Below are 26,675 nucleotides of genomic sequence, written 5' to 3' on the forward strand. Positions count from 1 at the left end.
CGGCGCGGAACGTCCCGCCGTGTCCGGTTGACCGTCGGCCCACGGGCCGCGAAGGTGGTCGGATGAGTGGTGCTGACGAGACCCGCGACGGGGTGTCGCTGACCAACCTCGACCAGCCGCTGTTCGACGGGGCCGGCGCGACCAAGCGGGACCTGGTCGACTACCTCGACGCGGTGCGCGAGCGGATCCTGCCGCCGTTGCGCGGCCGGCCGCTGTCGGTGATCCGGGTACGGCCGGGGCAGCCGCCGTTCATGCAGAAGAACCTGCCGAAGTACACCCCGGACTGGGTACCCCGTACGCCGGTCTGGGCCGAGGCGTCGCACCGCGAGATCTCGTACGCGCTCTGCGACGACCGGCGCACCCTGCTCTGGTTCGCCAACCAGCGCGCGGTGGAATACCACCCCACCCTGGCCACGGTCGACGACCTGCACCGCCCCACCCACCTGGTGCTCGACCTCGACCCGCCGGAGGGGGACTCCTTCGGCCTGGCGGTCGCCGCCGCGCGGCTGGTCCGGCAGGCACTCGCCGACGCGGGACTCTCCGGTGCGGTCAAGACCAGCGGGGCCAAGGGTGTGCACGTCTTCGTACCGGTGGCGGAAGGCGCCACGGTGGAGGACATGGCCGCCGCGACCCGGGCAGTGGCGGCCCGCGCCGAGCAGTTGGACCCGGCGCTGGCCACCACCGCCTTCATCCGCGAGGACCGGGGCGGCAAAGTGTTCGTCGACTCGACCCGGGCCGGCGGGGCGACCGTGGTGGCCGCCTACAGTCCCCGGCTGCGGCCGGGCGTGCCGGTCTCCTTCCCGGTCGACTGGGCCGACCTGGGCGACGTCGTCCCGGCGGACTTCACGATCCGCAGCGTCCCGGCGTTGGTCGCCGAGCGCGACCCGTGGGCCGAGCGGCTGCCCGCGCCGCAGCGACTCCCGGCCGACCTGGTCGCGCAGGGGCACACCATCCCGGTCGCCCGGGTGCAGGCCATGCACGAGGGCAAGCGCCGGGCCCGCGCCCGCCGCGCCACCGGCTGACGTACGCGGGCCGCCCGTCAACCGGTGCGGGCGACGTCGGGCGGCGACCGATCCACACCGCCGTACGTCCAGAGGCGACCTCGCGTTCGCGTCGTCGGGCCGCCGACAGACGTGCGCGGCGGCCGACCTGGCGCCAGGTCGGCCGCCGAGTTCGTCGCAGGGCACCGGGTGCGGCTGGTGGGCGGGGCGATGACCGCCGTGCTGGCGCTCGTCGCCCTGCTGCGCTGGTCACGTGCCACTGCGCCGCGAACCTGACGGGCCTGCGGGCGCGGTGTCGAATCATGCAAGGAACCGACCATTACTAGGCCCATATTGACGATCTCCTGAGGAATTTTCGGAGATGTGCAGGAGAACCGTTGGTTCGGCGGTGGGGCCGTGCCAAACTCCCCGGCATTCTGACGGTCGCCGGAAGGAACAGATGATGCCATCGCTGCCCGCCCCCGAACCTGCTCGTCTTCCGATGGACCGCCGCCGGCTGCTCGGCCTGGGTGTCGGTGCGGTCGCCGCGGCGGCCACCGGCGCGGTGGCAGGTGGTTCGCCCGCGGTGGCCGGCCCGCCCGCGCACGGTGGGCCCTGGTCCGCGGGGTTCGCGCTGCTGGGGGACACCCAGATCGACGTGGACCTTCCGGAGCGGACCGAGGGGGTGCGCTGGGCGTACGAGCAGATCGCCGCCCGGAACCCGTCGATCGTCTGCCACGTCGGCGACATCGTCGAGCACGGCTCGGTGGACGAGTACGACACCTACTTCGACACCATCCCCACGGCGTTGCGGCCCCGCATCCGGCACGTGCCGGGCAACCACGACTGGCGGTGGGACAGCACGGCCGGCGAGCGCTACGGCTCGCTGTTCGGGCCGAGCCGGTACTCGTTCGACTTCGACGGCCTGCACTTCGTCGCGCTGGACCCCAGCCACCTGCTCCAGGAACCCGGCGGGTTCGGCGAGTCCGGCATCCGTTGGCTGACCCGGGACCTGGACAGGGTCGCCCCCGGGGTGCCGATCATCCTGCTGTGCCACTTCCCGTTCGGCGGCGACAACTACTACGTCTCCGATCAGGAGCGGCTGCTGGAGCTGCTCGACCGCTACAACGTGCGGGCCGTGTTCGCCGGTCACGTGCACGCCGAGCAGGTGCAGCGGTTCAACGGGGTGACCCAGCTGGCGGTCGACGACACCCGCGGCTCGGCGATCTACTACTGGGTGCAGCGCACGGCCGGCCCCGACGGCCAGGTGCTCAAGGTGACGGCCGTGCAGCGGGCCGCCGACGGCAGCGCCGAGTCCCGCCCGGTGCTGGACATTCCGGTTTCCGGCCCACGTACCGCCGTCGAGCAGCGGCCCCAGGCGGTCTCGCTCGACCCGGCCGGCGCCGCGCTGGCCGTGTCGGTACGGCTCGCTCCGCACGCCCGCGCCGCCAACGTGAAGGCCCAGCTCTACCCGCAGCACACGTACGGGCTCAAGGACGCCGGCCAGTGGCGGAACCTGACCTCCGACGGCGCCGGCCGCCGCTACACCGGCGGCCTGGACATCACCTCGCTGCCGCCGGGCGAGCACCGGATGACGGTACGCGTCACCGACGCCGACGGCGCCTGGTACGAGCAGACCCGCACCTTCGACCTCCCCGGCACCGCCCGCCGCGTGCGTTGGAGCGAGCAGCTCGGGGCGCCCGTGCAGGCCGGCCTGGCCGTCCGGGACGATCTGCTGGTCGTCGCGACCACCGGCGGGACCGTCATCGGCGCCCGGCCCACCCGCCGGGGACTGTCCCGGCGCTGGCGGGAGCGGATCGGCCCGGTGCACGGCCGGCCGGCGTTCGCCCCCGACGGAAGGACCGTCTACGTCCCCTCCGACGACCACCGCCTCTACGCCCTTGACCCGGCCACCGGCCGGCGCCGGTTCACCCACGACGCCGGTGCCCCGGTGCTCGGCAGCCCACTGGTGACGACGGTCGACGGTCGTACCGTGGTCGTGCTCTCCGCCGGCCAGACCCGGCAGGCCATCGACGCGCGGACCGGCGACACGGTGTGGAACGTGGCCGGAAAGGGCATGTTCGCCGGTCGCGCGGCCAGCGACGGCACCCGCGTCTACGCCGGCGCCGGCGACGGAAACGTCTACGCCCACGACGCCCGTACCGGCGCCATGCTGTGGTCGTTCTCCACGACCACCCGCACGACCGTCTACAGCCGCCTCATCTACGGCCCCTGGGCGGACAACCTGGAGGTGCTGCCCAACGGCCTGGTCCTGGTGTCCACCGTGACCAGCGCGTTCGCGCTGGACCCCGCCACCGGCGAGCTGCGCTGGTCGATGGCCGGCTCCTACATCTACGCCCCGAAGCTCCTGCTCGACAACGGCGACGTGCTGATGTTCGACGACGGCGGCCGTACCGCCTCCCGGGTGGACCCGGCCACCGGCCAGGCCCGGTGGACCGCCGGCCTCGGCGCCCGCCCGGTCAGCACCGGCGCGGCGATCCACGACGGCGTCGCGTGGACCCCCACCACCACCGGCCTGCTGGTCGCACTCGACCTCGCCACCGGATCGGTCCGGACCCGGTTGCAGCTGACTACCAGCGCCTACTGCTACAGCCCGCCGGTGGTCATCGGCGACATGCTCATGGTCGGCGACCAGGACGGCTTCCTGCACGGCATCGCCGTGGACTGACGACCCGGTGGTGCCGCCAGCCTGTCCGGCACGGGTGTCCGTCGAGCCCGTGCCGGACGGTGCGCTCGTGCCGGACGGTGCGCTCGTGCCGGACGGTGCGCTCGTGCCGGACGGTGCGCCCGTGCCCGACGGTGCGCCCGTGCCGGACGGCCGGGGTGCCGGGGGGTGCTGATCTGTGAGGGTGCTGATGGGCCGGCGGTGGTGGGTGGCTACCGGTGCTGGCCGGAGATACGAGAAAGGCCGCTGAACCGGATTGCCCGGTCAGCGGCCTTTCTGTTGCTTATCGGTGGTGCCCCCGGCAGGATTCGAACCTGCGCCCCCGCCTCCGGAGGGCGGTGCTCTATCCCCTGAGCTACGGGGGCTCAGCGACTGGAGAAGACTAGCAAACGGCTCCCCGGAACGCCGAATCGGTATCCGGTGCCTGCCCTCATGTCGCCCATGCCCGGTGCTGCTGGTGCCCTGTGCCCGGTCCCGCCGTGCCGTGTGCCGCCAGCCCTGTTTCCCGTGCCGCCGTGGCTCCTGTTCGTCGTGCCTTGTGCCCCGTGCCGTCGTGCCCTTTGCCGCCGCGTCCTGTGCCTCGTGCCGTCGAGACCTTGTCGCCGTGTCTTGTTCCGCCTTGCGCCTGACGCCTGTCGGGGCGGGAGTGAGGACGTGGGTGCACGCCCCGGCCCGGCCGACCTGCCCGAGATAGCTGCGGCGCGGGGCTGCCGGCGATCAGCTGCAACACTGCGGCGACCAGACGAGTGGAACATCAGGGTTGTGTCCCGGCATGGGATACAGCCCTGGTGTTCCACTCGTCGACGCGCCCGCCGGCGTGACCGGGGCGCCCACTGGCTCCGGCTGTCACGATCGGCTTTCAGGCATCAGGCTCCAAGCTCGGCCTCCCATGCCGGGCTCCCATGCTTGGCTCCCACGTCGGCGTCCGATGCCGGGCTCCCACGCTCGGCTTCCCACACTCGGGCTCCCACATCGGGCTCCCACATCGGGCTCCCGGGCGGCGCGGGGTGGCTGCCTTGGCCTCCCACGCCCGGCTTCGGGCGGCGCCGGGTGGTTGCTCGGCCTCCGCGCCGGGCTTCGGGCGGCGCGGGTGGTTGCCGGCAGCGGAGTGGTCGGGCGGAGTGTGGGCCGGTCAGGCGGCGACGGCGCGACCGCAACTGGGCAGCGGGTGCAGCACGATGCGGCGGGGCAGGCGTCGGGGCCACTCGTTGCGGGGCCAGGAGCCGTCGACGATCAGGTGCACGGTCCGCTGTTCCTCGCCGCTGAGCCGCAGCACGAAGTCGCGGGGGAGGGGCGGGTCGACCGACGGCGTGGTGATCATGAAGCGTACCCGGCCACGGGAGGAGACGGCGGAGATGACGTCCGCCGCCGGCATCGTGCCACGCAGGCGTACCCGGCCGATCCAGTAGACCTCGGCGAGGTGCTCCTGCGCGGCCCGGGTGATGGCGGGGTACTCGTTGCGTACCCAGCGCTCCACCGCGCCGACGCAGAGCCCGCAGGCCCGTTCCCGGGGCTCCCGCGGACCCAACCCCCAGGCCCGCAGGTACGCCCCGACCGCCCCGGCGTCCATCGGCAGCTCGAAGCGGCGTTGGATGAGGGTGTGCAGGCTCTGCCGCGTCCACAGCTCCTCGTCCAGGGCCAGCTCGTCGGGGTAGACGCCCCGCAGGACGTCGATGAGTTCGAGTTCCTGTTCGCGGCTGAGCGTTCCCGGCTCGCCCTGCCGCTGTCCGCGACGGACGGCTGCCACCGCCCCGTCACCGCCGATGGTGTGGCGCCGGCACCAGCTGGTGACCGAACGCCGTGCGTCTCTCAGTGCAACCCCCACATTCCGGGTAACGATGCACTTCCTATCAAGTGACTCAATACCACCAAATGCCCCCTTAGCTGGGCATGTGGTGCGAGTGAGGGTGACCCGGGGCCCGCGATGAGCCCGGGCCCGGGGGGTCATGCGGTGGGGGCTCGGTCACTCTTTGTGTCGCGGGGCGCGGTCTCGGTTCGCCGCAGCTTGGTGCCGCAGCATCCTGGCGTGCGAAGAAGTGTTCAGCGGCAGCGCCGCAACCGCTGCCGAGCAAAGTCACGCACAGTCAAGCCCTATTCCGCAGGGATGATTTGCTTGACGTGGTCTCGTCGGTGGTCGATATAGTTGCGGCGTCGCGCTGCAGAGGCGGCGGGATGCACAGTCACGGGGGCTGTGGATGTTTGGCGGCAGGGTGCGTGCGCTGCCCAAATTTCCGCCCTCCCTTGCGTAAGCGTCTGTGCGCGTATTGCGCCACGAGGCCAGCTTGCCGGCTGCGCTCCTGCAGGGGATGGGAAAGGCGGTTTCTTGTATACGCAAATCCTTGCGAATCTCGGCTTGCCGTCGCTTCGAGTGGGAGTGAGCGGCGAACGCTGGGCCTTCTCAGGCTTGAGCGGTGTCGGCTACCGCGGGTGTGGCGTCGTTGTGGCTTGAATTGGTTGCCTGGGGCGGTCTCATGGCGAATTGCGGATGCCGCGAAGGGTTCCAGCAGATTCAGGCACGAGATTGGGTTGGGTGTGCGGAAGTGCAGCGCTGGCCTCGCACAGCGTTTGTGCCGGACGCTCCATCGCCGACCTGAGGTATACGAGATTCCGGTCAGGCTGTGCTGCTGCTGGCCGCCGTGCTCGCCCCTGCCATCCAGGTTGTTTTCCCGAGGCTCTGGCGGCTGAAGTTGAAGGGGGCACTGACCCCTTCTCTGTGCGGAGGGCCGCCTTGCCTCGAGTTTCATACGCGCTGCTCAAGCCGCCGAGATGGATTGGCGATGCCTTGCGCGCGGGCGTTCGGTTGTGGCGCACTCGAACTGATAACTAATAAATCCACGTCTATGTTCTTTAAGGGCAGCGCGAAAATCTGTCGTGTTGTACAGTCCCGGAACAAGTACCACCCGACAGAAGGGAAAAGCATGTTCAAGAAGCTGGAAGAGCTCAGCGAAAAGGTGCTCAACAGGTTCGTGCCCGCCACGACGGCATCCGCGAGTTGCCCGTGTGGGTCCTACCCGTACACCGGGCCGTGCTACTACTACCTGCCCTGTGGCATGACCGGCACGAAGAAGTGCCTTTGCAAGGACAGTGCCTCGTACATCCAGTGCTACGCCTGCGTGGAGCAGTGATCAACCGGTTGCCGCCACCGCGTACGCGGTGGCGGCAACCGCCTCGCGTACGCACTAGGTAAAAGAGACAGGGAGAGCCAGTAGCATGTACGTCGTCATAGTGGTCTGCGTCCTGATCACGGCGTTCAACCTGTTCCTGCTGCTCGGGGTCACCAAGCGGCTCCGCGATCAGTCCAAGCAGTTGGCGCACTTGATGAGTAACACGCCCATGCCGGAGTCGATGATCGCCGTCGGCTCGCGACCCGACCCGTTCTCTGCCCGTACCGTCAACGGTGAGCATGTGACCGAGGCGGTGTTCGCCTCCGGCGGTCTTGTCGGATTCTTTTCCCCGACCTGCCCCGCGTGCGCCGAGTGGCTACCCCGGTTCGTCGACGCCGCCGCCGCGCTGCCGGGCGGCCGCGGTGAGGTTCTGGCAGTGGTGGTCGCCGAGACATCGGCCGAGGGGGCGGACCTGGTTGCCGAACTGCGTGAGGTGGCAATGGTGGTCGTCGAGCGGGCGGGCGGGCCGTTGGTCACGAGCTTCCAGGTCAAGGGATACCCTTCAGTTGGTCGGTTCGGTACGGACGGGACCCTCGTGAGCAACGAGCCGCCGGCGGCCCTCGCCGTCCCGGCGGTGACGTGAACAGGTATGCCGGCGGGAGTGAATCGCTCCCGGCGCGGACAATGGCGCGGCACGCCCTGACGGCCGGCGGTCTCGCCTGGCGTGCCGCGCCGCGCTATGTCCTGGCGATGCTGGTGCTGGCCATGGTGGCCGGCGGCGCGCCAGTGGTCGTTGCTTGGCTCACCAAGCTCACCCTCGACGGGCTGGTTGGTGGACTGTCTCCGCACCGGTTGGTCGGGCTTGCGGCGATCCTCGCTGCCGCCGGCGTCGCTGCCGTCGCACTGCCCGCTCTGACCCGCTACACGGAGTCGGAGTTTGGCCGCCGGGTACGGGTGGCCGCCGTCTCGCGACTGTTCACCGCCATGCGCGAGCGACTGATCGGTTTGGCGAAGCTGGAGGATTCGGCCTTCCACACCCGGCTGCGGCTGGCGCAGCAGGCCGGCAGCACCGGCCCCAGCGATCTCGTCAGCGGCGTGATCGGGATCGCGACGAGCGCCGTGACACTCACCGGCTTCTCGGTCACCCTCGCCCTGATCAATCCCTGGTTGGTGATCGCGGTCGCGGTCAGCGCGATCCCCACCCTTCGGGCCGAGTTGCGCCTGAGTCGGCTGCGGGCAGGGGCGATGTGGCGCATCGGCTACGCCGCGCGCCGTCAGTATTTCTACGCCAGCCTGCTGAGCGAGCCCCGAGAGGCCAAGGAGGTGCGGCTGTTCGGGCTGGGCGGGTTCTTCCAGCAGCGGATGGTCACTGAACTGCTGTCAGCCAACGCCGAGAACCGCCGGCTGGACCGCCGGGAGCTTGGCGTGCAGGCTGTCCTGGGCGTTCTCGGTGCGGTGATCGCCGGTGGCGGGCTGGTGTGGGCGATCATGGCGGCTCGCGCGGGCCGGCTGAGTATCGGTGACGTGACCGTGTTCGCGACCGCTGTCGCTGCGGTCCAGGGCGCGATGGCGACCACCGTGTCGCGGTTCGCCGCCGTGCACGAGGCGCTGCTGATGCTCGATCACTACCACGCCGCGACCACTGTCCCGACCGACCTGCCGGTGCCGGAGCGGCCTCGGGCGGTGCCACCGCTCAGGGAGGGGATCACCTTTCAGGACGTCTGGTTCCGGTACGGCCCGGATCAGCCGTGGGTTCTACGCGGGGTCGACCTTCTGATTGCGGCCGGCCGCGCGACGGCGCTGGTCGGGTTGAACGGCGCGGGCAAGAGCACCGTTGTGAAGCTGCTCTGCCGGCTCTACGATCCGGTCCGGGGGTCGATCCGCTGGGACGGCGTCGACTTGCGGGAGTTCGACCCGGCCGAGCTGCGGGAGCGGATCGGCACCGTGTTCCAGGATTACATGGAGTATGAACTGTCCGCCGCCGAGAACATCGGCTTGGGTGACCTGACCCGTCTCGACGACCGAGCTGGCATCGAGGAAGCTGCCCGCCGCGCCGGTATGCACGACGTGCTGACCAGGCTGCCGAAGGGCTACGACACGTTGCTGACCCGGATGTACATCGAGGGGATCGATTCCTCGGACAGTGATACCGGGGTGCTGCTCTCCGGCGGTCAGGGGCAGCGGGTCGCGTTCGCTCGCGCGCTGTTCCGCGGTGACCGCGACCTGTTGATCCTCGACGAACCCAGTTCCGGGCTCGACGCCGAGGCGGAGGTGGCGATGCACCGGCAGCTTCGGGAGCACCGCCGCGGCCGCACCAGCCTACTGATCTCTCACCGCCTGGGTACGCTTCGCGACGCCGACGACATCGCCGTCCTCTCCGAGGGAGTGATTGCCGAGCGCGGCGACCACGACCGGCTGATCCGCGCCGGCGGCAGCTATGCCCGGCTGTTCCATTTGCAGGCTGACGGCTACGTCGGAGCGGCGGGCCGGCCGTGAGCTGGTTATTGCTCGCCTGCGCTGTGGCCGCCGCGCTGACAGGTGGTGCGACGTGGTTGCGTCGCCAGCATCTCGTGGTGACCGTGCGTGGCCTGAGTATGGCTCCAACCTACATGCACGGAGATCGGGTGCTGGTGCGTCGGTCGCGCCCAGGTCGAGTGCGCGCCGGACAGGTTGTCGTAGTGGACCTGCCGGAACGGTTGCGACCCGTACCGACCGGCGTCGACCCGGCCGAGGCGTTGCTGCAACGGAGGGTGATCAAACGCGTGGTGGCCATGGCCGGTGAGCCTGTACCTGCGGCAATCGACACTGCGACCACCGTGGTACCACCGAATCGGATGGTGCTGCTTGGTGACAACCCTGAGGCCAGTGGCGACTCACGGCAGTACGGGTTCGTCCCGCTCGACGCGGTCGTCGGGGTCGTGGTGCGGCGGATGAGCGGCCCGGACCCCCGGAGCGCTGCTACCGGCACTGGACAGGTGAGGGTGCGATGACCGTGGTGGCACTGGCTCTCCGACTGACACTCGTCTTCGTGCTGGCGGCGGCCGTGGTCGGCAAGCTACACAGCCGGGCGTCGCGCGCGGACTACCGGCAGATGTTTACGGCCATGGACGTCCCGGCGCCGTTGCGTGCCCCGGTCGCGGTCGCGCTGGTGGCCGCCGAGATCGTGACCGCGCCGCTTCTCCTCGTCCCGTCGACCGTGATCCTCGGGTCGGCGATGGCGGCGGCGCTGTTCGGTGTTCTTGCCGCAGGGGTCTACCACATCGTGCGTGGTGCCAGGCGCGTCAGATGCAACTGCTTCGGCGGCGCGAGCGGCGTCGAACTGTCGGCGCTTCACGTGGTCCGCAACGTGGTCCTGGCGGTAGTCGCCTTGGCTGCTCTCGTCCTGTCGTTCGCTGTTGGCGCCGTGGCGACGCAGGGGATCGCGATCGCTGTAGCCGCCGCGCTGGTGCTCGCGGCGATCGTGGTTCGCCTCGACGACTTGATCTACCTGACCGGCTGGGACTTCGAGCGCCGCTGACGATCACGATCGCCGCACCCTGTGCAGACAGCAGAAAAGTATCGGCCCGCAGACGACTCTGCGGGCCGATACTCTGCCGTCTCGCCAGCCGGTTATTGCGTTGCCTGCTGCAGTTGGCGCATCTCGGTGACTTCCTGTTGCTGCAACCGCTTCATCGCCTCGGCCATCTTGATCACCTCTGGGCGATCGGACGCGGCCAGGGCTGCGTCGGCCATGTGGATACCGCCGAGGTGGTGCATGATCATCAACTCCAGGAAGATCCGGTCCACGTCGGATCCACGCGCCTCATGCAGCTCGATGATCTGCTCGCGGGTGGCCATTCCGGGCATCAAACCATCTGGACCTACCTGGGCCCCGTCCGACATCCAGGCCATGGCCGGACGTGAGCCGGTCGGTAGCAACTCCCATTCCTGCAGCCAGCGCTGCATCTGCCCGATCTGGGCCTGCTGGGTCAGGGCCATGTCGTAGCCGACCTGCCGTACAGCGGGATCCGCCCCTTTTGCGTACGCGACCATAGCCATTTCCACCGCCTGAGCGTGGTGTCGGGACATGTCCCGAGCGAAGCCCGCTTCAACCGAGGTGTCGCTCGGTGTGCGCCCGGTGGTCAGGATGGCTGCTGTCCAGCCCAGCCCGAGTAGTAGCAGGGCGGCAACGGCGAGGGTCAGGTACCGCAGCACCCGCGAGGGTTGGTGTTTCGTCACCGGATCTTCCTCCACGACCGGGACCTCCTGCAGCGCGTTCGGCATCTCAGCCTCCCGTGGGGGGCGCCAACTCGCGTGGCTCGGTGCCGGTGCCGGTGGTGTAGTTGCCGGATGAGCAGGGCACACCCGGCTCGATCGAGGCGTTCTGCGCGAGCGTGGTGGCAAACTCCTTGATCCGCGGGTCGTTCGCACTGTCGACCTTGAGCTGGTAGCCCCACGCCTGGAGCGAGATCGGCTTGTCGAGTCCCTCGAACGGGCTCATGAGCATGAAGTCGTTGCCCCGGATCACGCCAGCCAGCTTCTCCACGTCCTCCTTCGGCAGGTCGGGGCGGTAGGTGAGCCACACCGCTCCGTGCTCCAGGCTGTGCACGGCGTGCTCGCTGGCGATCGGTGCCTCGTACACGTCGCCCAGGCAACGCTGCCACGTGTTGTTATGTCCGCCACCAGCCGGAGGGGTGTACTTGTACGACACCTTCCCCGCCTGGTGCGACTCGTACTTGAGACTCTCAGGGTCCTTATCGCGGTAATTCACGATGCCCTCGATGTCGGCCGCCCGGTCCTCCCAGGGCTTGGCACCGTTGAACGACGCCCAGGCGCCGTAGCCGATGATCGACACGGCGAGCAGGCCCACGGCGACGAAGAGCGCGATCGGGCCCCAGGAGCGGCCCTGGCTCACCTTCACCGGGGCGATGGGCTTGCGACCCTTGCCACCGGCGCCGGGGCGGGGACCGGTCGGCTTGCCGGACCCGGTCTTGGCGCTGCCGGACCCGGGCTTGCCGCCGGCTGCCGGCCGGCCCGCCGCCGGCTTCTTGCCGGTGCTGACCACGGACGGACGGCGCTCGGGGCCGCCACCCGGTGTGCTGATGCTCATGGTGCCTCGTCAGGTCGGTCGGTCGGGGGATCCGGCGGGCCGGTCTCACACACTGGGTCGCCGCCGCGGGTGCCGAGTCTACCCCCGATAACATGGATAGGTGACTCCCGCAGAACTCGCCGAGGTCGTCCTCTCCGCAGCCCACGCCGTCTTCACCGAGCGGGGCCTGGACCGTTCCGCTCTGCCGGAGCGGACGGCGGTCGAGCGACCCCGCAACCCCGAGCACGGCGACTACGCCTCCACGCTGGCGCTTCAGCTCAGCAAGAAGGTGGGCGTCGCGCCGCGCGAGCTGGCCACGGCCCTCGCCGAGCAGCTCGGTCGGGCCCCGGGGGTCAAGTCGGTGGAGATCGCCGGGCCGGGCTTCCTCAACATCCGGCTCGACGCGGCCTCCGCCGGCCAGCTCGCCCGGACGATCGTCGAGGCCGGCGAGGCGTACGGCCGCAGCGACCGGCTCGCCGGCCAGCGGATGAACCTGGAGTTCGTCTCGGCGAACCCGACCGGCCCGGTGCACATCGGCGGCGTCCGGTGGGCGGCCGTCGGCGACGCGCTCAGCCGGCTCCTGCGCGCCACCGGCGCCGACGTCGGCACGGAATACTATTTCAACGACGCCGGCTCGCAGATCGACCGGTTCGCCCGCTCGCTGCTCGCCGCCGCCAAGGGCGAGCCGGCCCCGGAGGACGGGTACGCCGGGGCGTACATCACCGAGATCGCCGACGCCGTCCGGGGCATCCGTCCGGACGTGCTGGAGCTGGACGAGGCCGCCGCCCAGGAGGTCTTCCGGGTCGAGGGCGTGCAGCTCATGTTCGCCGAGATCAAGTCCTCGCTGCGCGGTTTCGGGGTGGAGTTCGACACCTACTTCAACGAGAAGGACCTGCACGACCGGGGCGAGCTGGATCTCGCCCTCCAGCGGCTGCGCGAGCAGGGCCGGGTGTTCGAGTCCGACGGCGCGACCTGGCTGCGCACCACCGACTTCGCCGACGACAAGGACCGGGTGCTGCGCAAGTCCAACGGCGAGTGGACGTACTTCGCCGCCGACTGCGCCTACTACCTCGACAAGCGGGAGCGCGGCTTCGACCGGGTCGTGATCATGCTCGGGGCCGACCACCACGGCTACATCGGCCGGATGAAGGCGATGGCCGCCTGCTTCGGCGACGACCCGGAGCGCAGCCTGGAGATCCTGATCGGCCAGATGGTCAACCTGGTCCGCGACGGCGCCCCGGTCCGGATGAGCAAGCGGGCCGGCACCGTGGTGACCCTGGAGGACATGGTCGACGCGATCGGCGTGGACGCCTCCCGGTACGCGCTGGCCCGCTACTCCAGCGACTCCCCGATCGACATCGACGTCGAGCTGTGGACCCGGGCCACCCGCGACAACCCGGTCTACTACGTGCAGTACGTGGCCGCCCGGACGGCCAGCGTGGGCCGCAACGCCGCCGAGGTGGGGCTGACCCGGGGCGACGCCGAGGCGTTCCGCCCCGAGCTGCTCGGCCACGAGAAGGAGAACGAGCTGCTCAAGGCGCTCGCCGAGTTCCCCGCCGTGGTCGCGGCGGCGGCCGAGCTGCGCGGCCCGCACCGGGTGGCGCGCTACCTGGAGGAGCTGGCCGGGGCCTACCACCGGTTCTACGACGAGTGCCGGATCCTGCCGCGCGGCGACGAGGAGATCACCGACCTGCACCGCGCCCGGCTCTGGCTCAACGACGCCACCCGTACGGTGATCGCCAACGGCCTGCGCCTGCTCGGCGTCTCGGCCCCGGAAAGGATGTAGCTCGCTCATGCGAGCGCGAGGAGTGAGCTTGCGAGCCCCGCAGGCGCGAAGGGAAGAGCGGTAATGCGCGCTCACGAGGCCGGTGCGCTGCACGGTGACATCGGCAGCCGGGGGCCGGCGTGGCTGCGTACCCCGGCCGACGTCAACGCCCTGGTGCCGCAGCTGTGGCCGCGCAACGTGACGCGCGGCGGTGACGGCGTGCTCGCCGTGGCCGGGCTCGGCGTCCGCGACATCGCGGCCGAGTTCGGCACCCCGGTGTACGTCCTCGACGAGGACGACCTGCGCTCGCGTTGCCGCGACTTCCGCACCGCCTTCGACGGCGTCGACGTCTACTACGCGGGCAAGGCGTTCCTCTGCCGCGCGGTGGTCCGGATGATCGCCGAGGAGGGCCTGCACCTCGACGTGTGCACCGGGGGCGAACTGGCCACCGCGTTGTCGGCCGGGATGCCGCCCGAGCGGATCGGCTTCCACGGCAACAACAAGTCGGTGGCCGAGCTGACCCGGGCGTTGGACGCCGGGGTCGGCCGGATCATCCTCGACTCGTTCGACGAGATCGACCGGCTCACCGCGCTCGCCCGCGAGCGGGGCGTACGCCCCCGGGTGATGATCCGGGTCACGGTCGGCGTCGAGGCGCACACCCACGAGTTCATCGCCACCGCCCACGAGGACCAGAAGTTCGGCTTCTCCCTCGCGGGCGGGGCGGCGGCCGAGGCGGCCTTCCGGGTGCTCGACGAGGGCGTGCTGGAGCTGCGCGGGCTGCACTCGCACATCGGCTCGCAGATCTTCGACGCCAGCGGCTTCGAGGTCTCCGCCCGCCGGGTGCTCGGCCTCCAGGCGCAGATCCGCGACGCGCGCGGGGTGGAGCTGCCCGAGCTGGACCTCGGCGGCGGCTTCGGCATCGCGTACACCACCCAGGACGACCCGGCCGCCCCCCAGGACCTGGCGAAGCGGCTGCGCCGGATCGTCGAGTCCGAGTGCGCCGTGGAGCGGCTGGCGGTGCCGCACCTGTCGATCGAGCCGGGCCGGGCGATCGTGGGACCGGCCGTGTTCACCCTCTACGAGGTGGGCACGGTGAAGTCCGTGCCGGTGGGCGCCGGCGGTGACTCGGCCGACGGGCGGCGTGCCTACGTGAGCGTCGACGGGGGGATGAGCGACAACATCCGCACCGCCCTCTACGACGCGTCCTACTCGGCGACGCTGGCGTCCCGCGCGTCGGCCGCCGGGCCGCTGCTCGCCCGCGTGGTGGGAAAGCACTGTGAGTCCGGGGACATCGTGGTGAAGGATGAATTCCTGCCCGCCGACGTGCGGCCCGGAGATCTTGTCGCGGTGCCGGGCACCGGCGCCTACTGCCGGAGCATGGCCAGCAACTACAACCATGTGCCCCGCCCCCCGGTGGTCGCGGTGCGGGACGGCCGGGCGCGCCTGATCGTCCGGCGGGAGACCGAAGAGGACCTGCTGGCATTGGACGTGGGATGACAACACCTGTGCGCCTGGCACTGCTCGGCTGCGGCACGGTTGGTAGCGAGGTGGTCCGGCTGCTGCACGAGCAGGCCGCCGACCTCGCCGCCCGGATCGGCGCCCCGCTGGAGATCGCCGGCATCGCCGTACGCCGTCTCGGCCGCGACCGGGGCGACCTGCCCGTCGATGAGGCCCTGTTCACCACCGACGTGCTCGGCCTGGTCAAGCGCGACGACGTGGACGTGGTCATCGAGGTGGTCGGCGGCATCGAGCCGGCGCGCAGTTGGCTGGTGGAGGCGCTGCGGGCCGGCAAGAGCGTGGTCACGGCCAACAAGGCGCTGCTCGCGGAGGACGGCGCGGCCCTGCACGACGCGGCGGCCGACGGCGGCGGCGACCTCTACTACGAGGCGTCCGTGGCGGGGGCGATCCCGCTGCTGCGCCCGCTGCGCGAGTCGCTGCACGGCGACCGGATCAACCGGGTCACCGGCATCGTCAACGGCACCACCAACTTCATCCTGTCCGCCATGGACGCCACCGGCGCCGGCTTCGCGGAGGCGCTGGAGGAGGCCACCGAGCTGGGCTACGCCGAGGCCGACCCGACCGCCGACGTGGAGGGCTTCGACGCTGCGGCCAAGGCGGCCATCCTCGCCTCGCTGGCGTTCCACACCCGGGTGGGCGCGGCCGACGTGCACCGGGAGGGCATCACCGAGGTCACCGCGGCCGACGTGGCCAGCGCCAAGGCGATGGGATGCACCATCAAGCTGCTCTGCATCGCCGCCCGGGGCGCCGACGCCGCCGGCCGGGAGACGGTCAGCGTGCGGGTGCACCCGGCGATGATCCCGCTGGGCCACCCGCTGGCCAGCGTCGGCGACGCGTTCAACGCCGTCTTCGTCGAGGCCGAGGCGGCCGGGCCGCTGATGTTCTACGGCCGGGGCGCGGGCGGCGCGCCGACCGCCAGCGCGGTGCTCGGCGACGTGGTGGCGGTCTCCCGCAACCGGCTCGCCGGGGTGCGCTCGGCCAGCGAGAGCGCGTACGCCGACCTGCCGGTGCGGCCGATGGGTGAGGCGCTGACCCGCTACCACATCAGCCTGGACGTGGCTGACCGGCCGGGTGTGCTGGAGGCGGTGGCCGGGGTGTTCGCCCGGCACGACGTGTCGATCGCCACCGTGCGGCAGGGGCCGGCGGGCGGCGGCGCGGCCGGCCGGGGCGAGGACGCGGATTTGGTCATCGTCACCCACGTGGCGCCGGACGCGGCGCTGGCCGCCACCGTGGGCGAGCTGCGCGGGCTGGACATCGTCCGCTCGGTGGCGAGCGTGCTGCGGGTGGAGGGCGGCCTGTGACCGGCCCGTTCGCGGCCCCGGCGGGGCGGGCGCTTCCGCGTCTCGCCTGATGGTTAACTGCGGGTGCGCCGACGGGGGCCCGGTGATGCTGGTCCAGGCTAACGGCGTACCCGGCTGGGCGGGGCGGTAGAGGCGAGGGAGAGCGACATGTGGCGGGGCCTGATCGACGCGTACCGGGACCGGCTGCCGGTCACCGATGCCACCCCGGTCGTGACCCTGCACGAGGGGAACACCCCGCTGCTGCCCGCGCCGGTGCTCTCCGCCCGGCTCGGCTGCGACGTGTATCTGAAGGTGGAGGGCGCGAACCCGACGGGCTCGTTCAAGGACCGGGGCATGACGGTCGCGGTCTCCAAGGCGGTCGAGGCCGGCAACAAGGCGATCATCTGCGCCTCCACCGGCAACACCAGCGCCTCCGCGGCGGCGTACGCGGCCCGCGCCGGCCTGACCTGTGCGGTGCTCGTGCCGCAGGGCAAGATCGCACTGGGCAAGCTGGCCCAGGCGCTCGTACACGGGGCGAGGCTGCTCCAGGTGCAGGGCAACTTCGACGACTGCCTGGCGCTGGCCGCGAAGCTCGCCCAGGACTACCCGGTCGCCCTGGTCAACTCGGTCAACATCGACCGGCTGCACGGCCAGAAGACGGCCGCGTTCGAGATCGTCGAGGCGTTGGGCGACGCGCCCGACATCCACTGCCTGCCGGTCGGCAACGCCGGCAACGTCTCCGCCTACTGGATGGGCTACTCGGAGGACCTGCGGGACGGCAACGCCACCCGGGCCCCGAAGATGTACGGCTTCCAGGCGGCCGGCGCCGCCCCGATCGTCACCGGCCAGGTGGTCCGCGAGCCGTCCACGATCGCCACGGCCATCCGGATCGGCAACCCGGCGAGCTGGACCAGGGCGCTCGACGCCCGGGACGCCTCCGGCGGTCTGATCGCCGCCGTCACCGATCGGGAGATCCTGGCCGCGTACCGGCTGCTGGCCCGTGAGGTCGGGGTCTTCGTGGAGCTGGGCAGCGCGGCGAGCGTGGCCGGCCTGCTCCAGCAGGCCGCCGCAGGTCGGGTCCCGGCCGGCTCGACGGTGGTCTGCACGGTCACCGGTCACGGCCTGAAGGACCCGGAGTGGGCCATCTCCACCGCGCCCGTGCCCACCACCATCGCCAACGATCCCCTGGCCGCCGCACGCTGTCTCGACCTCGCCTGATCCACCGGCGACTGCCAACGGTCGCAGCCACCGGCCGGCGGCCGACAGCGATGGGCGACGCGACCGTTGACGGCGGTGGGCGAGGACTGTCGGCCGACGGCGCGACGGCGGGCGGCTCGTCGTCGAGCAGCACGGGCGTGGCCAGGGCGACGGGTGTCGGTTTCTGGGCGCCGGGCGAGGGCAGGGCCGACAGGGGCCGGTCGGGCCGCGTGGGGGAGAATCCGTACCCCGCCAATCGCCTTTCCAGGAGTGAGTCACGCCGATGTCGCTGCTCGCCAGATTCAGCCTCGCCAACCGGGGGCTGATCGCCCTCATCGCGGTGGTGACAACGCTGTTCGGGGCGTTCGCCGTACCGTCACTGAAGCAGCAGCTCCTGCCGTCGCTGGAGTTCCCGGCCGCGTTCATCGTGGCGGTCTACCCCGGCGCCGGGCCCGAGGTCGTCGAGTCGCAGGTCACCGAGCCGATCGAGAACAGCCTCCAGGGCATCCCCGGGCTGGACAAGGTCACTTCGACCTCCCGTGAGGGATCCGCCACCGTCCAGGTCCAGTACGAGTTCGGCACCGACCTGGACGACGTCGTCAACAAGATGCAGACCGCGCTCAACCGGATCGACGCGCAGCTGCCGGAGGGGGTGGACCCGCAGGTCATCGCGGGCAGCACCGACGACCTGCCCGCGGTGGTGCTCGCCGCCTCCGGCGGTGCCGACCAGCGTGTCCTCGCGGAGAAGCTGCGCGCCACGGTCCTGCCCGACCTGGAGGCGATCGAGGGGGTACGGACGGTCGACCTGACCGGCGCCCGCGACGACGTCCTGGTGGTCACCCCGGATCCGGCCAAGTTGGCGGCGGCGAAGCTCCAGCCCACGGCCCTCGGCGCGGCGCTGAAGACCAACGGCGTGACGGTGCCGGCCGGTGCCGTGACCGACGGCACCCGTGCGCTCCCGGTGCAGGTCGGCACCCGGCTCGCCACGCTGGACGACCTGCGTGGCGTCGTGGTCGCACCGGCGACGGGCCGGGCGGCCCCGGTCCGCCTCGGCGACGTGGCCACCGTCGAGCAGCAGCTCGCCCCGGCCACCGCGATCACCCGCACCAACGGCAAGGACAGCCTGGGCATCGCGATCACCGCCGCCCCGGACGGCAACGCGGTGGAGATCTCCCACGAGATCCGGGACCGCCTCGCCGACCTGCGGGAGGCTTCCGGCGCCGAGCTGACCGTCGTCTTCGACCAGGCGCCGTTCGTCGAGAAGTCGATCGAGAGCCTGACCACCGAGGGACTGTTGGGCCTGGTCATGGCCGTCGTGGTCATCCTCGTCTTCCTGCTGTCGGTCCGCTCCACCGTGGTCACCGCCGTCTCCATTCCGCTCTCGGTGGTCGTCGCCCTGATCGCCCTCTGGATCGGCGACCACTCGCTCAACCTGCTCACCCTCGGCGCGCTCACCATCGCGGTCGGCCGGGTGGTCGACGACTCGATCGTCGTGCTGGAGAACATCAAGAGACATCTGGAGTACGGCGAGCCGAAGCGGGAGGCGATCCTCGCCGGCGTCCGCGAGGTGGCCGGCGCGGTGACCGCGTCCACCCTCACCACCGTCGCCGTCTTCGCGCCGATCGCACTGGTGGGCGGCTTCGTCGGGCAGCTCTTCGCGCCGTTCGCGATCACCGTCACGGTGGCCCTGCTCGCCTCGCTGCTGGTCTCGCTGACCGTCATCCCGGTGCTCGCGTACTGGTTCCTGAAGCCCTCGGGCGGTACGGCCGACGACGCCGCGGTGCGTCGGGAGGCGGAGGAGAAGGAGCTGCGCAACCCGTTGCAGCGGGCGTACCTGCCGGTGATCGGGTTCGCGACGCGTAAGCGGGCCAACCGGTGGATCACGCTGGGGCTCGGCGTGCTCGTGCTGTTCGGCACCTTCGGCCTGTCCCGTCAGCTGGAGACCAACTTCATCGACGACTCCGGTCAGGACACCCTGAGCATCACCCAGGAGCTGCCGGCGGGCACCGGGCTGGCCGGCACCGACGCGGCGGCGCGGCAGATCGAGGCGGTGCTGGAGCGTACCGGGGACGTCGAGACGTACCAGGTCACGGCGGGCGGCGGGGACAACCCGTTCGGCGGCGGCGGCAACAACGTAGCCAACTGGTCGCTGGCCCTGGGCGACGGGACCGACGCCCAGCAGATGCGGGAGACCCTGCGCCGGGAGTTCGACGCGCTGGGCGAGGGCGTCGGCGAGATCAGCTTCGGTGCCGGCCAGGGTGGGGCGGCCGCCAACCAGATCGCGGTGGTCGTCCAGGGCGCCGACCCGGAGACCCTGAACCGGGCCGCCGAGGAGGTCCGTTCGGCGATGGCCGGGCTGAAGGGCGTCGAGGACGTCTCCACCAGCCTGGCCACGCGGGTGCCGCGCGTCGACGTCACCGTCGACCGGGTCGCCGCCGGTCGGGTCGGGCTCACCGAGGCCGCTGTCGGCCAGGTGGTGGCCCAGGCGTTCCGGGGCGCGCCCCTGGGGCAGGTCACGCTCGACGACGGGCAGCGGGACGTGGTGCTGCGGTTCGCGGGCAAGCCGCCTGCCACCGTGGAGGAGTTGCGGGCGATGCGGGTCGGGCCGGTGAAGCTCGACGACATCGCCGAGGTCACCCAGACCGAGGGCCCGCAGCAGGTGAGCCGGATCGACGGCGAGCGCAGCGTCTCCGTCACCGGTACGGCCACCGGCTCGAACCTCGGTGCCATCACCAAGGAGTTGCAGAAGAAGCTGGACGGCATCAACGTGCGGGGGGCGAGCTTCGCCGTCGGCGGGGTCAGCGCGGACCAGGCGGAGGCCTTCGCCGACCTGGGCCTGGCGGTGCTCGCGGCCATCGCGATCGTCTTCCTGATCATGGTGGCGACGTTCCGCAGCCTGGTCCAGGCGCTGATCCTGCTGATCTCCATCCCGTTCGCGGCGACCGGCGCGATCGGCCTGCTGCTGGCCACCGGCACCCCGCTGGGCGTGCCGGCGCTGATCGGCGTACTCATGCTCGTCGGCATCGTGGTTACCAACGCGATCGTGCTGCTGGATCTGGTCAACCAGTACCGGGAGCAGGGCATGGGGGTCCAGGAGGCGGTGGTCGAGGGTGGCCGGCGCCGGCTGCGGCCGATCCTGATGACCGCGGTCGCCACCATCTTCGCGCTGCTGCCGATGGCGCTCGGCCTCACGGGGGAGGGCGGCTTCATCTCCAAGCCGCTGGCGATCGTGGTGATCGGCGGCCTGCTCAGCTCGACGCTGCTCACCCTGATCCTGGTGCCGACGCTCTACGCGATGGCGGAGAACACCAAGGAGTCGTTCCGGTCCCGACGGGCTGCCCGCCGGGCGGGCGGGACGGCGCCGGCCGCCCCGGCGGGCGACGACGGCGGGGCGCCCGCCGCCGAGCCGGTCCCGGTGTCCGTCTCGGGCTCCCCGTCCGCCGCCGTTGCGGAGGGCTCCGCCGCCCCGGCGTCCCGTTCGACATCGTCGGGTGCGCTGGTGGACGGCACCGACCAGTTCGAGGTGCTGCGGCTGCCGAAGAGCCGCAGGTCCCCGCTGCCGCCCACCGAGTAGCGGTACGTCCGCGAACGCCCCCGACGGGTTCCGCCCGGCGGGGGCGTTCGCGTTGGGTCAGGTACCCGCCGTACGGCTGGCCCGCCGGTCACCGCCCGGTAGGGTCCCGGACGTGCCGTCCACCGTCTCGGTTCTCACCCGCAACCGAAACTTCCGCAACCTCTTCCTCGCCGAACTGGTGGTCTTCGGCGCCGACTGGTTCGTCATGGTGCCGCTGCTGGTGCTGCTGCCGGACCTGACCGGCAGCGGCGTCTGGGGTGCGCTGGTGCTCGCCGCCGACACCGGAATCGTGGCGTTGCTGCTGCCGTACACCGGCACGATCGCCGACCGGTTCGACCGGCGCAAGGTCATGATCATCTCGAACGTCGCAGCCCTGATCGGCGTGCTGATGCTGCTCGGCGTACGCAGCGCCGGGACGGCCTGGCTGGCGATGGCCGGGATCGGTGTGGTGGCGGTCGCCAAGGCGTTCTACTCCCCGGCAGCGCAGGCGGCCCTGCCCAACGTGCTCGACCCCGACGAGCTGGCCGCCGGCAACGCCGTCGCCGGTTCGGCCTGGGGCACCATGACCATCGTCGGCGCCTCCCTCGGCGGCGTGCTCAGCGCCGCAGTCGGCCCGTACGCCTGCTTCTGGGTGGCGGCCGTGGGCCTGGTGATCGCCGCGGGCCTGGCGACGCTGATCCGCCGGCCGTTGCAGGCACCCCGCGACGTCGACCGCCCGGCGCAGCGGACCTGGCCCGCGATCCGTGAGGCGCTGGGCTACATCGGGCACCGGCCGAGGGTGCTGGCGCTGGTCACCGTGAAGTCGGCCGTCGGCCTCGGCAACGGTGTGCTGACGGTGTTCCCGCTGCTGGCGGCGGTGTACGGCGTGGGTCCGGTCGGCACCGGGCTGCTCTTCGCGGTGCGTGGCGCGGGGGCGCTCGTCGGGCCGATCCTGATGCGCCGGGTGCTGACCAACCGGGCCTGGCTGCTGCCCGGGCTGGCGCTGTCCATGTCCATCTACGGCCTGGCCTACCTCGGCACCTCGGTCGCGAGCTGGTTCCCGCTGGTGCTGGTCCTGGTCTTCGTCGCCCACTTCGCGGGCGGCAGCAACTGGGTGATGTCGAACTTCGCGCTCCAAGGCGAGGTGCCGGACCGGCTGCGGGGCCGCGTGTTCGCCACCGACATGATGCTGGCGACCCTGGCCGTCTCGGTGAGCCAGCTCGCGGTGGCCGCCGTGGTGGACACGGTGGACGAGCGGGTGGTGCTGGCCAGTTGTGGGCTCGTCACGGTGGTCTACGCGGTCGGCTGGCGCATCGCCACCCGGCGGCTCTCGCTCACGGACCCGGCGGCGCAGCCGACCCCGAGCGTCGCCCACTGACCCTGCCGGCCATCTTCCTGCCGGTGGCCGCCGCCGAACGGGCCGGCCTCCGCGCCGCCCGCCCGCCGTCCGGCCAGCGCGGCCGCGATCAGCAGACCCGTCCCGAGCGGGTACGCCAGGGCCAGCACCCCGCCGTAGGCCAAGTTGAGCAGTGCGAAGTTCGACGCCCCCAGTCGGCGTCGAACAGCCGGGGCAGCAGCAGGTTCCAGGCCACGTTGAGCACCGTGCTGACCAGCAGCACACCGAGCCCGGAGAACGCCAGCAGCCGGGGCTTGCGGGACAGCCGTTGCCCGGCCGTGGCGGCCAGTACGAGGCCGACCAGCACGACCAACACCGTGGGCGCCTGGAAGGCGGCTGTCGTCGCCACGTACTCGAATTCGAGCATCCCTGCCTCCAGCCGCCGTCGGTCGGGTCAGGCTAACGGACCGGCGAGGCCGCCACCGTCCGGCAAAGGCGACCGGCCCCGACCCGCCCCACCCGGCGGGCGGGGACCGGGTCGTCGGTGCGGAGCCCTAGCATGAGCCCGTGCGCACCAACTTCACCTCCGGCCCGGTCCGGGTCCGGGTCCCCGCCACCAGCGCCAACCTGGGGCCGGGGTTCGACGCCCTGGGGCTCGCCCTGGCTCTGCACGACGACGTGGCCGCCGAGGTGACGGCGGAGGGCGTCACGGTGGCCGTGACCGGCCAGGGCGCCGGGGAGCTCCCGGCCGACGACCGGCACCTGGTCGTCCGCGCCATGCGGGCGGCCTTCGACGTGCTCGGCGGGCAGCCGCCGGGCCTGGCCGTGGAATGCGTGAACCGCATCCCGCAGGCTCGTGGGCTGGGCTCCTCGTCCGCGGCGATCGTCGCCGGCGTGCTGCTGGCCCGCGGGCTGGTCACCGACGGCGAGACCCGCCTCGACGACGCCGCCACGCTGCGGCTCGCCGCCGAGATCGAGGGCCATCCGGACAACGTGGCGCCGTGCCTGCTCGGCGGTTTCACGCTGGCCTGGACGGAGCCCTCCGGAGCCCGGGCGGTGTCGCTGCCCGTCGCCGACGGCGTACGACCGACGGTCTTCGTGCCGGCGGAGCGCGGCCTGACGGCGACCGCGCGCGCCGCGCTGCCGACCACCGTGCCCCACGATGACGCGGCGCTGAACGCCGGCCGTGCCGCGCTGCTGGTGCACGCGCTGACCGCCGACCCGGGTCTGCTGCTGCCGGCCACCGTCGACCGGCTGCACCAGGATTATCGTGCCGACGGCATGCCCGGCAGTGCCGCTCTGGTGAAAGTGCTGCGTGCGGCGGGTGTGGCCGCTGTGATCAGCGGGGCGGGACCGACCGTCCTGGCCCTGACCGACCTGCCTGAGGGCTTCGATCCGGGAACAGGTTGGCAGGTCTGGCGGTTGGATCCAGACGGGCGCGGAGCACAGGTTGCCCGGGGTAGACTGGGACACGCAGAGCGGGACCCTGTTGCCGCAGGTCGGAAGAGTTGATTACGCTCTAGACTTAGCACAGCCGCGAAGCATGCGATCTCCCTGCGGGTCGGCGCACCCCCGAAGCTTTCGGCGGTCAGCCCGTCACCCCTGCCTAGGCCCACGCCGCACCGCAGTCTTCACAGGTCGCCGCAGGCGGCGAGACCTGCTCACCGACGTTGGTGAGTCGGGAAACCGACCGGCTGCTGTGTCACAGACTCCCGCGACGCGTCCATGCGAGGCGGGTGCACCGAGGCCGCCCGGCCACCTTGCTTTTCGACTCCGGGCAGTCCCGGCCTATCGAGGGAAGGAATCCATTGAGCGACACCACCGACGTGACGTCGGATGTTTCCAACGTCGCTGGCGATGCCACCACCGCCGCCGCCCCCGCCCGTCGTCGGCGCAGCGGCACCGGCCTGTCGGCGATGCTGCTGCCGGAGCTGCAGAGCCTGGCCGCGTCGCTCGGCATCTCGGGTACGGCTCGCATGCGCAAGGGCGAGCTGATCAGCGCGATCTCCGAGCGGCAGGGCGGCGCCGCCGCCGGGACCCCTCGACCGCGGGCCGAGGTGGCGGCCGCGGCCGCTGCCGCTCCCGCCCGTGAAGAGGTCCACGCCGAGGTCCGCGAGGCCACCGAGCGGCCGGCGGCCGCGCGGCGCACCGCGGAGAAGGCTCCGGCGGAGCCGGCGGCTGGGGAGTCCGAGCCTCGTGGCCGGACCCGGCGCAGCCGGGCCGCCGCTGCCGAGGCGCGGGCCGCCGAGGCCCGTCCGGCGGAGGCCCGTCCGGCAGAAACACGTCCGGCAGAGGTACGTCCGGCGGAAACACGTCCGGCAGAGGCACGTCCAGCGGAGACGCGTACGGACGAGGCCGAGGCAGCCGACCGGGGCGAGGGCCGCGGGCGGGCCGAGCGGGCTGACCGTGGCGAGCGTACGGAGCGCGGCGACCGTGCTGACCGCGGTGCCGAGCGCGGCGAGCGTGCCGAGCGCGGCGAGCGTGCCGAGCGGGGTGACCGTGCCGACCGTAACGAGCGTGCCGATCGTTCCGAGCGGGGCGACCGTAACGAGCGCGGTGAGCGTGCGGAGCGCGGCGACCGTAACGAGCGGGGCGACCGGGGTCAGCGTGACGAGCGCGGCGACCGGGGTCAGCGTGCCGAGCGTGACAACGACGGCGACGACGACGAGGGCGGCGGCCGGCGCGGTCGGCGCAGCCGGTTCCGGGACCGCCGCCGCGGCCGTGGTGAGCGTGCCGAGGGCGGCGGCGACGGCGGGCGCGAGCCGCAGGTCGGCGAGGACGACGTGCTCGTCCCGGTGGCCGGCATCATCGACGTGCTCGACAACTACGCCTTCGTGCGGACCACCGGCTACCTGGCTGGCGCGAACGACGTCTACGTCTCGATGTCGCAGATCAAGAAGTACGGTCTGCGGCGTGGCGACGCCATCACCGGTGCGGTACGCGCCTCGCGTGACGGCGAGCAGCGGCGGGACAAGTACAACCCGCTGGTGCGGCTGGACACCATCAACGGGATGGAGCCGGACGAGGCGAAGCGCCGGCCGGAGTTCTACAAGCTCACCCCGCTCTACCCGCAGGAGCGGCTGCGGCTGGAGACCGAGCCGCACATCCTCACCACCCGGGTCATCGACCTGGTCATGCCGCTCGGCAAGGGCCAGCGCGCGCTGATCGTGTCGCCGCCGAAGGCGGGCAAGACGATGGTGCTCCAGGCCATCGCGAATGCGATCACGCACAACAACCCGGAGTGCCACCTGATGGTGGTGCTGGTGGACGAGCGGCCCGAAGAGGTCACCGACATGCAGCGGTCGGTGAAGGGCGAGGTCATCGCGGCGACGTTCGACCGTCCGCCGCAGGACCACACCACGGTGGCCGAGCTGGCGATCGAGCGGGCGAAGCGCCTGGTCGAGTTGGGCCACGACGTGGTCGTGCTGCTGGACTCGGTGACCCGCCTCGGTCGGTCGTACAACCTGGCGGCGCCGGCCAGCGGCCGGATCATGTCGGGTGGTATCGACTCCACCGCGCTCTACCCGCCGAAGCGCTTCCTGGGTGCTGCCCGCAACATCGAGAACGGCGGCTCGCTGACCATCCTCGCCACCGCGCTGGTGGAGACCGGTTCCATGGCGGACACGGTCATCTTCGAGGAGTTCAAGGGCACCGGCAACGCGGAGCTGAAGCTGGACCGGAAGATCGCCGACAAGCGCATCTTCCCGGCCATCGACATCCACCCGTCCGGCACGCGTAAGGAGGAGATCCTGCTCGCGCCGGAGGAACTGGCCATCATCCACAAGCTCCGCAAGGTTCTGCACTCGCTGGATTCGCAGGCGGCGCTGGACCTGCTGCTCGACAAGCTCAAGCAGACCCGCACCAACATCGAGTTCCTGATGCAGATCGCCAAGTCGACGCCGGGGGAGTGACCCTCCCAGGGTGAGACGAGCGAGAAGGGCGCGGCCACGAGGCCGTGCCCTTCTCGCATTCCTGCCTGTGGTTCCGTCGTGAGCTGCGGCGTCCGCCTCCGCACTTGGCTGTCCGGGCGCTCCACAGTCGCCAGTCCTAACGTGATTCGTGACCGAGATCCTGGGCCGCGTCGGTGACCATCGGTAACGGACCAGCGTCGCGCCCACAGTATTACTCTTTGTGACTGACTTCCGTGCTGCGGCAAGCCTCCCTGCTCGCCTGCGGCTGCTGGTGCCT

Annotated in this window: 19 protein-coding genes and 1 tRNA gene; 15 read left to right on the forward strand and 5 right to left on the reverse strand. The window is 71.5% G+C overall.

Annotated features, from left to right (window positions below; genetic code table 11):
* Positions 1-62: 62 nt before the first annotated feature.
* Positions 63-1,022 carry a non-homologous end-joining DNA ligase gene (ligD, locus tag AB0D32_RS25005; protein WP_357094914.1) on the forward strand — a complete coding sequence of 320 codons (960 nt, stop codon included), beginning with the start codon at positions 63-65 and terminating at the stop codon, positions 1,020-1,022.
* Between the two features lie 421 nt (positions 1,023-1,443).
* Positions 1,444-3,669: a PQQ-binding-like beta-propeller repeat protein gene (locus tag AB0D32_RS25010; protein ID WP_357094917.1), complete on the forward strand. Its 2,226-nt coding sequence runs from the start codon at positions 1,444-1,446 to the stop codon at positions 3,667-3,669.
* Between the two features lie 287 nt (positions 3,670-3,956).
* On the opposite strand, the gene AB0D32_RS25015 is transcribed toward AB0D32_RS25010, so the two are convergent.
* Positions 3,957-4,031: transfer RNA gene (locus AB0D32_RS25015), tRNA-Arg, on the reverse strand.
* 767 nt (positions 4,032-4,798) lie between these two features.
* Positions 4,799-5,491: a winged helix-turn-helix domain-containing protein gene (locus AB0D32_RS25020; protein ID WP_357094920.1), complete on the reverse strand. Its 693-nt coding sequence runs from the start codon at positions 5,489-5,491 to the stop codon at positions 4,799-4,801.
* 1,093 nt (positions 5,492-6,584) lie between these two features.
* On the opposite strand from AB0D32_RS25020, the gene AB0D32_RS25025 reads away from it, so the two are divergent.
* The 5 genes from AB0D32_RS25025 (at position 6,585) to AB0D32_RS25045 (ending at position 10,287) form a co-directional block, all read left to right on the forward strand.
* Positions 6,585-6,791 (forward strand): hypothetical protein, encoded by a 207-nt coding sequence (locus AB0D32_RS25025; RefSeq protein WP_357094923.1) that lies wholly within the window; start codon positions 6,585-6,587, stop codon positions 6,789-6,791.
* Between the two features lie 85 nt (positions 6,792-6,876).
* Entirely contained in the window at positions 6,877-7,413 is a 537-nt protein-coding gene (locus AB0D32_RS25030) for a hypothetical protein (RefSeq protein ID WP_357094925.1), read from the forward strand.
* A gap of 41 nt (positions 7,414-7,454) precedes the next feature.
* Positions 7,455-9,266, forward strand: a complete 1,812-nt coding sequence (locus tag AB0D32_RS25035) for an ABC transporter ATP-binding protein (RefSeq protein ID WP_357094929.1) — start codon at positions 7,455-7,457, stop codon at positions 9,264-9,266.
* A 98-nt stretch (positions 9,267-9,364) separates the two neighbouring features.
* Positions 9,365-9,760, forward strand: a complete 396-nt coding sequence (locus AB0D32_RS25040; protein WP_357095048.1) for a S26 family signal peptidase — start codon at positions 9,365-9,367, stop codon at positions 9,758-9,760.
* The gene (locus AB0D32_RS25045; RefSeq protein ID WP_357094930.1) at positions 9,757-10,287 is read left to right on the forward strand and encodes a MauE/DoxX family redox-associated membrane protein; all 531 of its coding nucleotides are present in this window, start codon (positions 9,757-9,759) and stop codon (positions 10,285-10,287) included. The genes AB0D32_RS25040 and AB0D32_RS25045 overlap by 4 nt, the downstream gene beginning before the upstream one ends.
* A gap of 92 nt (positions 10,288-10,379) precedes the next feature.
* Here AB0D32_RS25045 and AB0D32_RS25050 read toward each other — a convergent pair whose 3' ends face one another.
* A complete protein-coding gene (locus AB0D32_RS25050; protein WP_357094934.1) occupies positions 10,380-11,033 on the reverse strand; it encodes a DUF305 domain-containing protein in 654 nt (217 codons plus the stop codon).
* A 1-nt stretch (position 11,034) separates the two neighbouring features.
* Entirely contained in the window at positions 11,035-11,859 is an 825-nt protein-coding gene (locus tag AB0D32_RS25055; protein ID WP_357094937.1) for a DUF3105 domain-containing protein, read from the reverse strand.
* Between the two features lie 100 nt (positions 11,860-11,959).
* On the opposite strand from AB0D32_RS25055, the gene argS reads away from it, so the two are divergent.
* From argS to AB0D32_RS25085, 6 genes are all read left to right on the forward strand, one after another.
* Positions 11,960-13,624 (forward strand): arginine--tRNA ligase, encoded by a 1,665-nt coding sequence (gene argS / locus AB0D32_RS25060; RefSeq protein WP_357094939.1) that lies wholly within the window; start codon positions 11,960-11,962, stop codon positions 13,622-13,624.
* Positions 13,625-13,687: 63 nt separating this feature from the next.
* Positions 13,688-15,100 carry a diaminopimelate decarboxylase gene (gene lysA, locus AB0D32_RS25065; RefSeq protein WP_357094942.1) on the forward strand — a complete coding sequence of 471 codons (1,413 nt, stop codon included), beginning with the start codon at positions 13,688-13,690 and terminating at the stop codon, positions 15,098-15,100.
* An 8-nt stretch (positions 15,101-15,108) separates the two neighbouring features.
* Entirely contained in the window at positions 15,109-16,422 is a 1,314-nt protein-coding gene (locus AB0D32_RS25070) for a homoserine dehydrogenase (protein WP_357095051.1), read from the forward strand.
* Between the two features lie 147 nt (positions 16,423-16,569).
* A complete protein-coding gene (gene thrC, locus AB0D32_RS25075) occupies positions 16,570-17,619 on the forward strand; it encodes a threonine synthase (protein ID WP_357094944.1) in 1,050 nt (349 codons plus the stop codon).
* A 262-nt stretch (positions 17,620-17,881) separates the two neighbouring features.
* Positions 17,882-21,172 (forward strand): efflux RND transporter permease subunit, encoded by a 3,291-nt coding sequence (locus AB0D32_RS25080; RefSeq protein WP_357094947.1) that lies wholly within the window; start codon positions 17,882-17,884, stop codon positions 21,170-21,172.
* A 112-nt stretch (positions 21,173-21,284) separates the two neighbouring features.
* On the forward strand, positions 21,285-22,529 hold the full coding sequence (locus tag AB0D32_RS25085) for an MFS transporter (protein ID WP_357094950.1): 1,245 nt from the start codon (positions 21,285-21,287) through the stop codon (positions 22,527-22,529).
* Between the two features lie 88 nt (positions 22,530-22,617).
* On the opposite strand, the gene AB0D32_RS25090 is transcribed toward AB0D32_RS25085, so the two are convergent.
* Positions 22,618-22,914, reverse strand: a complete 297-nt coding sequence (locus AB0D32_RS25090; protein ID WP_357094953.1) for a hypothetical protein — start codon at positions 22,912-22,914, stop codon at positions 22,618-22,620.
* A gap of 140 nt (positions 22,915-23,054) precedes the next feature.
* Here AB0D32_RS25090 and thrB point away from each other — a divergent pair, with 140 nt between their 5' ends.
* Entirely contained in the window at positions 23,055-23,999 is a 945-nt protein-coding gene (thrB, locus tag AB0D32_RS25095) for a homoserine kinase (RefSeq protein ID WP_357094956.1), read from the forward strand.
* A 296-nt stretch (positions 24,000-24,295) separates the two neighbouring features.
* Positions 24,296-26,398, forward strand: a complete 2,103-nt coding sequence (rho, locus tag AB0D32_RS25100) for a transcription termination factor Rho (RefSeq protein WP_357094958.1) — start codon at positions 24,296-24,298, stop codon at positions 26,396-26,398.
* The last annotated feature ends 277 nt before the right edge of the window (positions 26,399-26,675 follow it).

Source organism: Micromonospora sp. NPDC048170 (assembly GCF_040652795.1).
Classification (GTDB): Bacteria; Actinomycetota; Actinomycetes; order Mycobacteriales; family Micromonosporaceae; genus Micromonospora.

Excerpts from the sequence above, each read along its gene's own strand:
- AB0D32_RS25035 (WP_357094929.1), top strand. The coding sequence starts at position 7,455 with ATGGCGCGGCACGCCCTGACGGCCGGCGGTCTCGCCTGGCGTGCCGCG.
- AB0D32_RS25010 (WP_357094917.1), top strand. The coding sequence starts at position 1,444 with ATGCCATCGCTGCCCGCCCCCGAACCTGCTCGTCTTCCGATGGACCGC.
- AB0D32_RS25090 (WP_357094953.1), bottom strand. The coding sequence starts at position 22,914 with ATGCTCGAATTCGAGTACGTGGCGACGACAGCCGCCTTCCAGGCGCCC.
- AB0D32_RS25040 (WP_357095048.1), top strand. The coding sequence starts at position 9,365 with ATGGCTCCAACCTACATGCACGGAGATCGGGTGCTGGTGCGTCGGTCG.
- AB0D32_RS25055 (WP_357094937.1), bottom strand. The coding sequence starts at position 11,859 with ATGAGCATCAGCACACCGGGTGGCGGCCCCGAGCGCCGTCCGTCCGTG.
- AB0D32_RS25030 (WP_357094925.1), top strand. The coding sequence starts at position 6,877 with ATGTACGTCGTCATAGTGGTCTGCGTCCTGATCACGGCGTTCAACCTG.
- AB0D32_RS25050 (WP_357094934.1), bottom strand. The coding sequence starts at position 11,033 with ATGCCGAACGCGCTGCAGGAGGTCCCGGTCGTGGAGGAAGATCCGGTG.
- AB0D32_RS25080 (WP_357094947.1), top strand. The coding sequence starts at position 17,882 with ATGTCGCTGCTCGCCAGATTCAGCCTCGCCAACCGGGGGCTGATCGCC.
- ligD (WP_357094914.1), top strand. The coding sequence starts at position 63 with ATGAGTGGTGCTGACGAGACCCGCGACGGGGTGTCGCTGACCAACCTC.
- thrC (WP_357094944.1), top strand. The coding sequence starts at position 16,570 with ATGTGGCGGGGCCTGATCGACGCGTACCGGGACCGGCTGCCGGTCACC.
- AB0D32_RS25045 (WP_357094930.1), top strand. The coding sequence starts at position 9,757 with ATGACCGTGGTGGCACTGGCTCTCCGACTGACACTCGTCTTCGTGCTG.
- AB0D32_RS25025 (WP_357094923.1), top strand. The coding sequence starts at position 6,585 with ATGTTCAAGAAGCTGGAAGAGCTCAGCGAAAAGGTGCTCAACAGGTTC.
- lysA (WP_357094942.1), top strand. The coding sequence starts at position 13,688 with ATGCGCGCTCACGAGGCCGGTGCGCTGCACGGTGACATCGGCAGCCGG.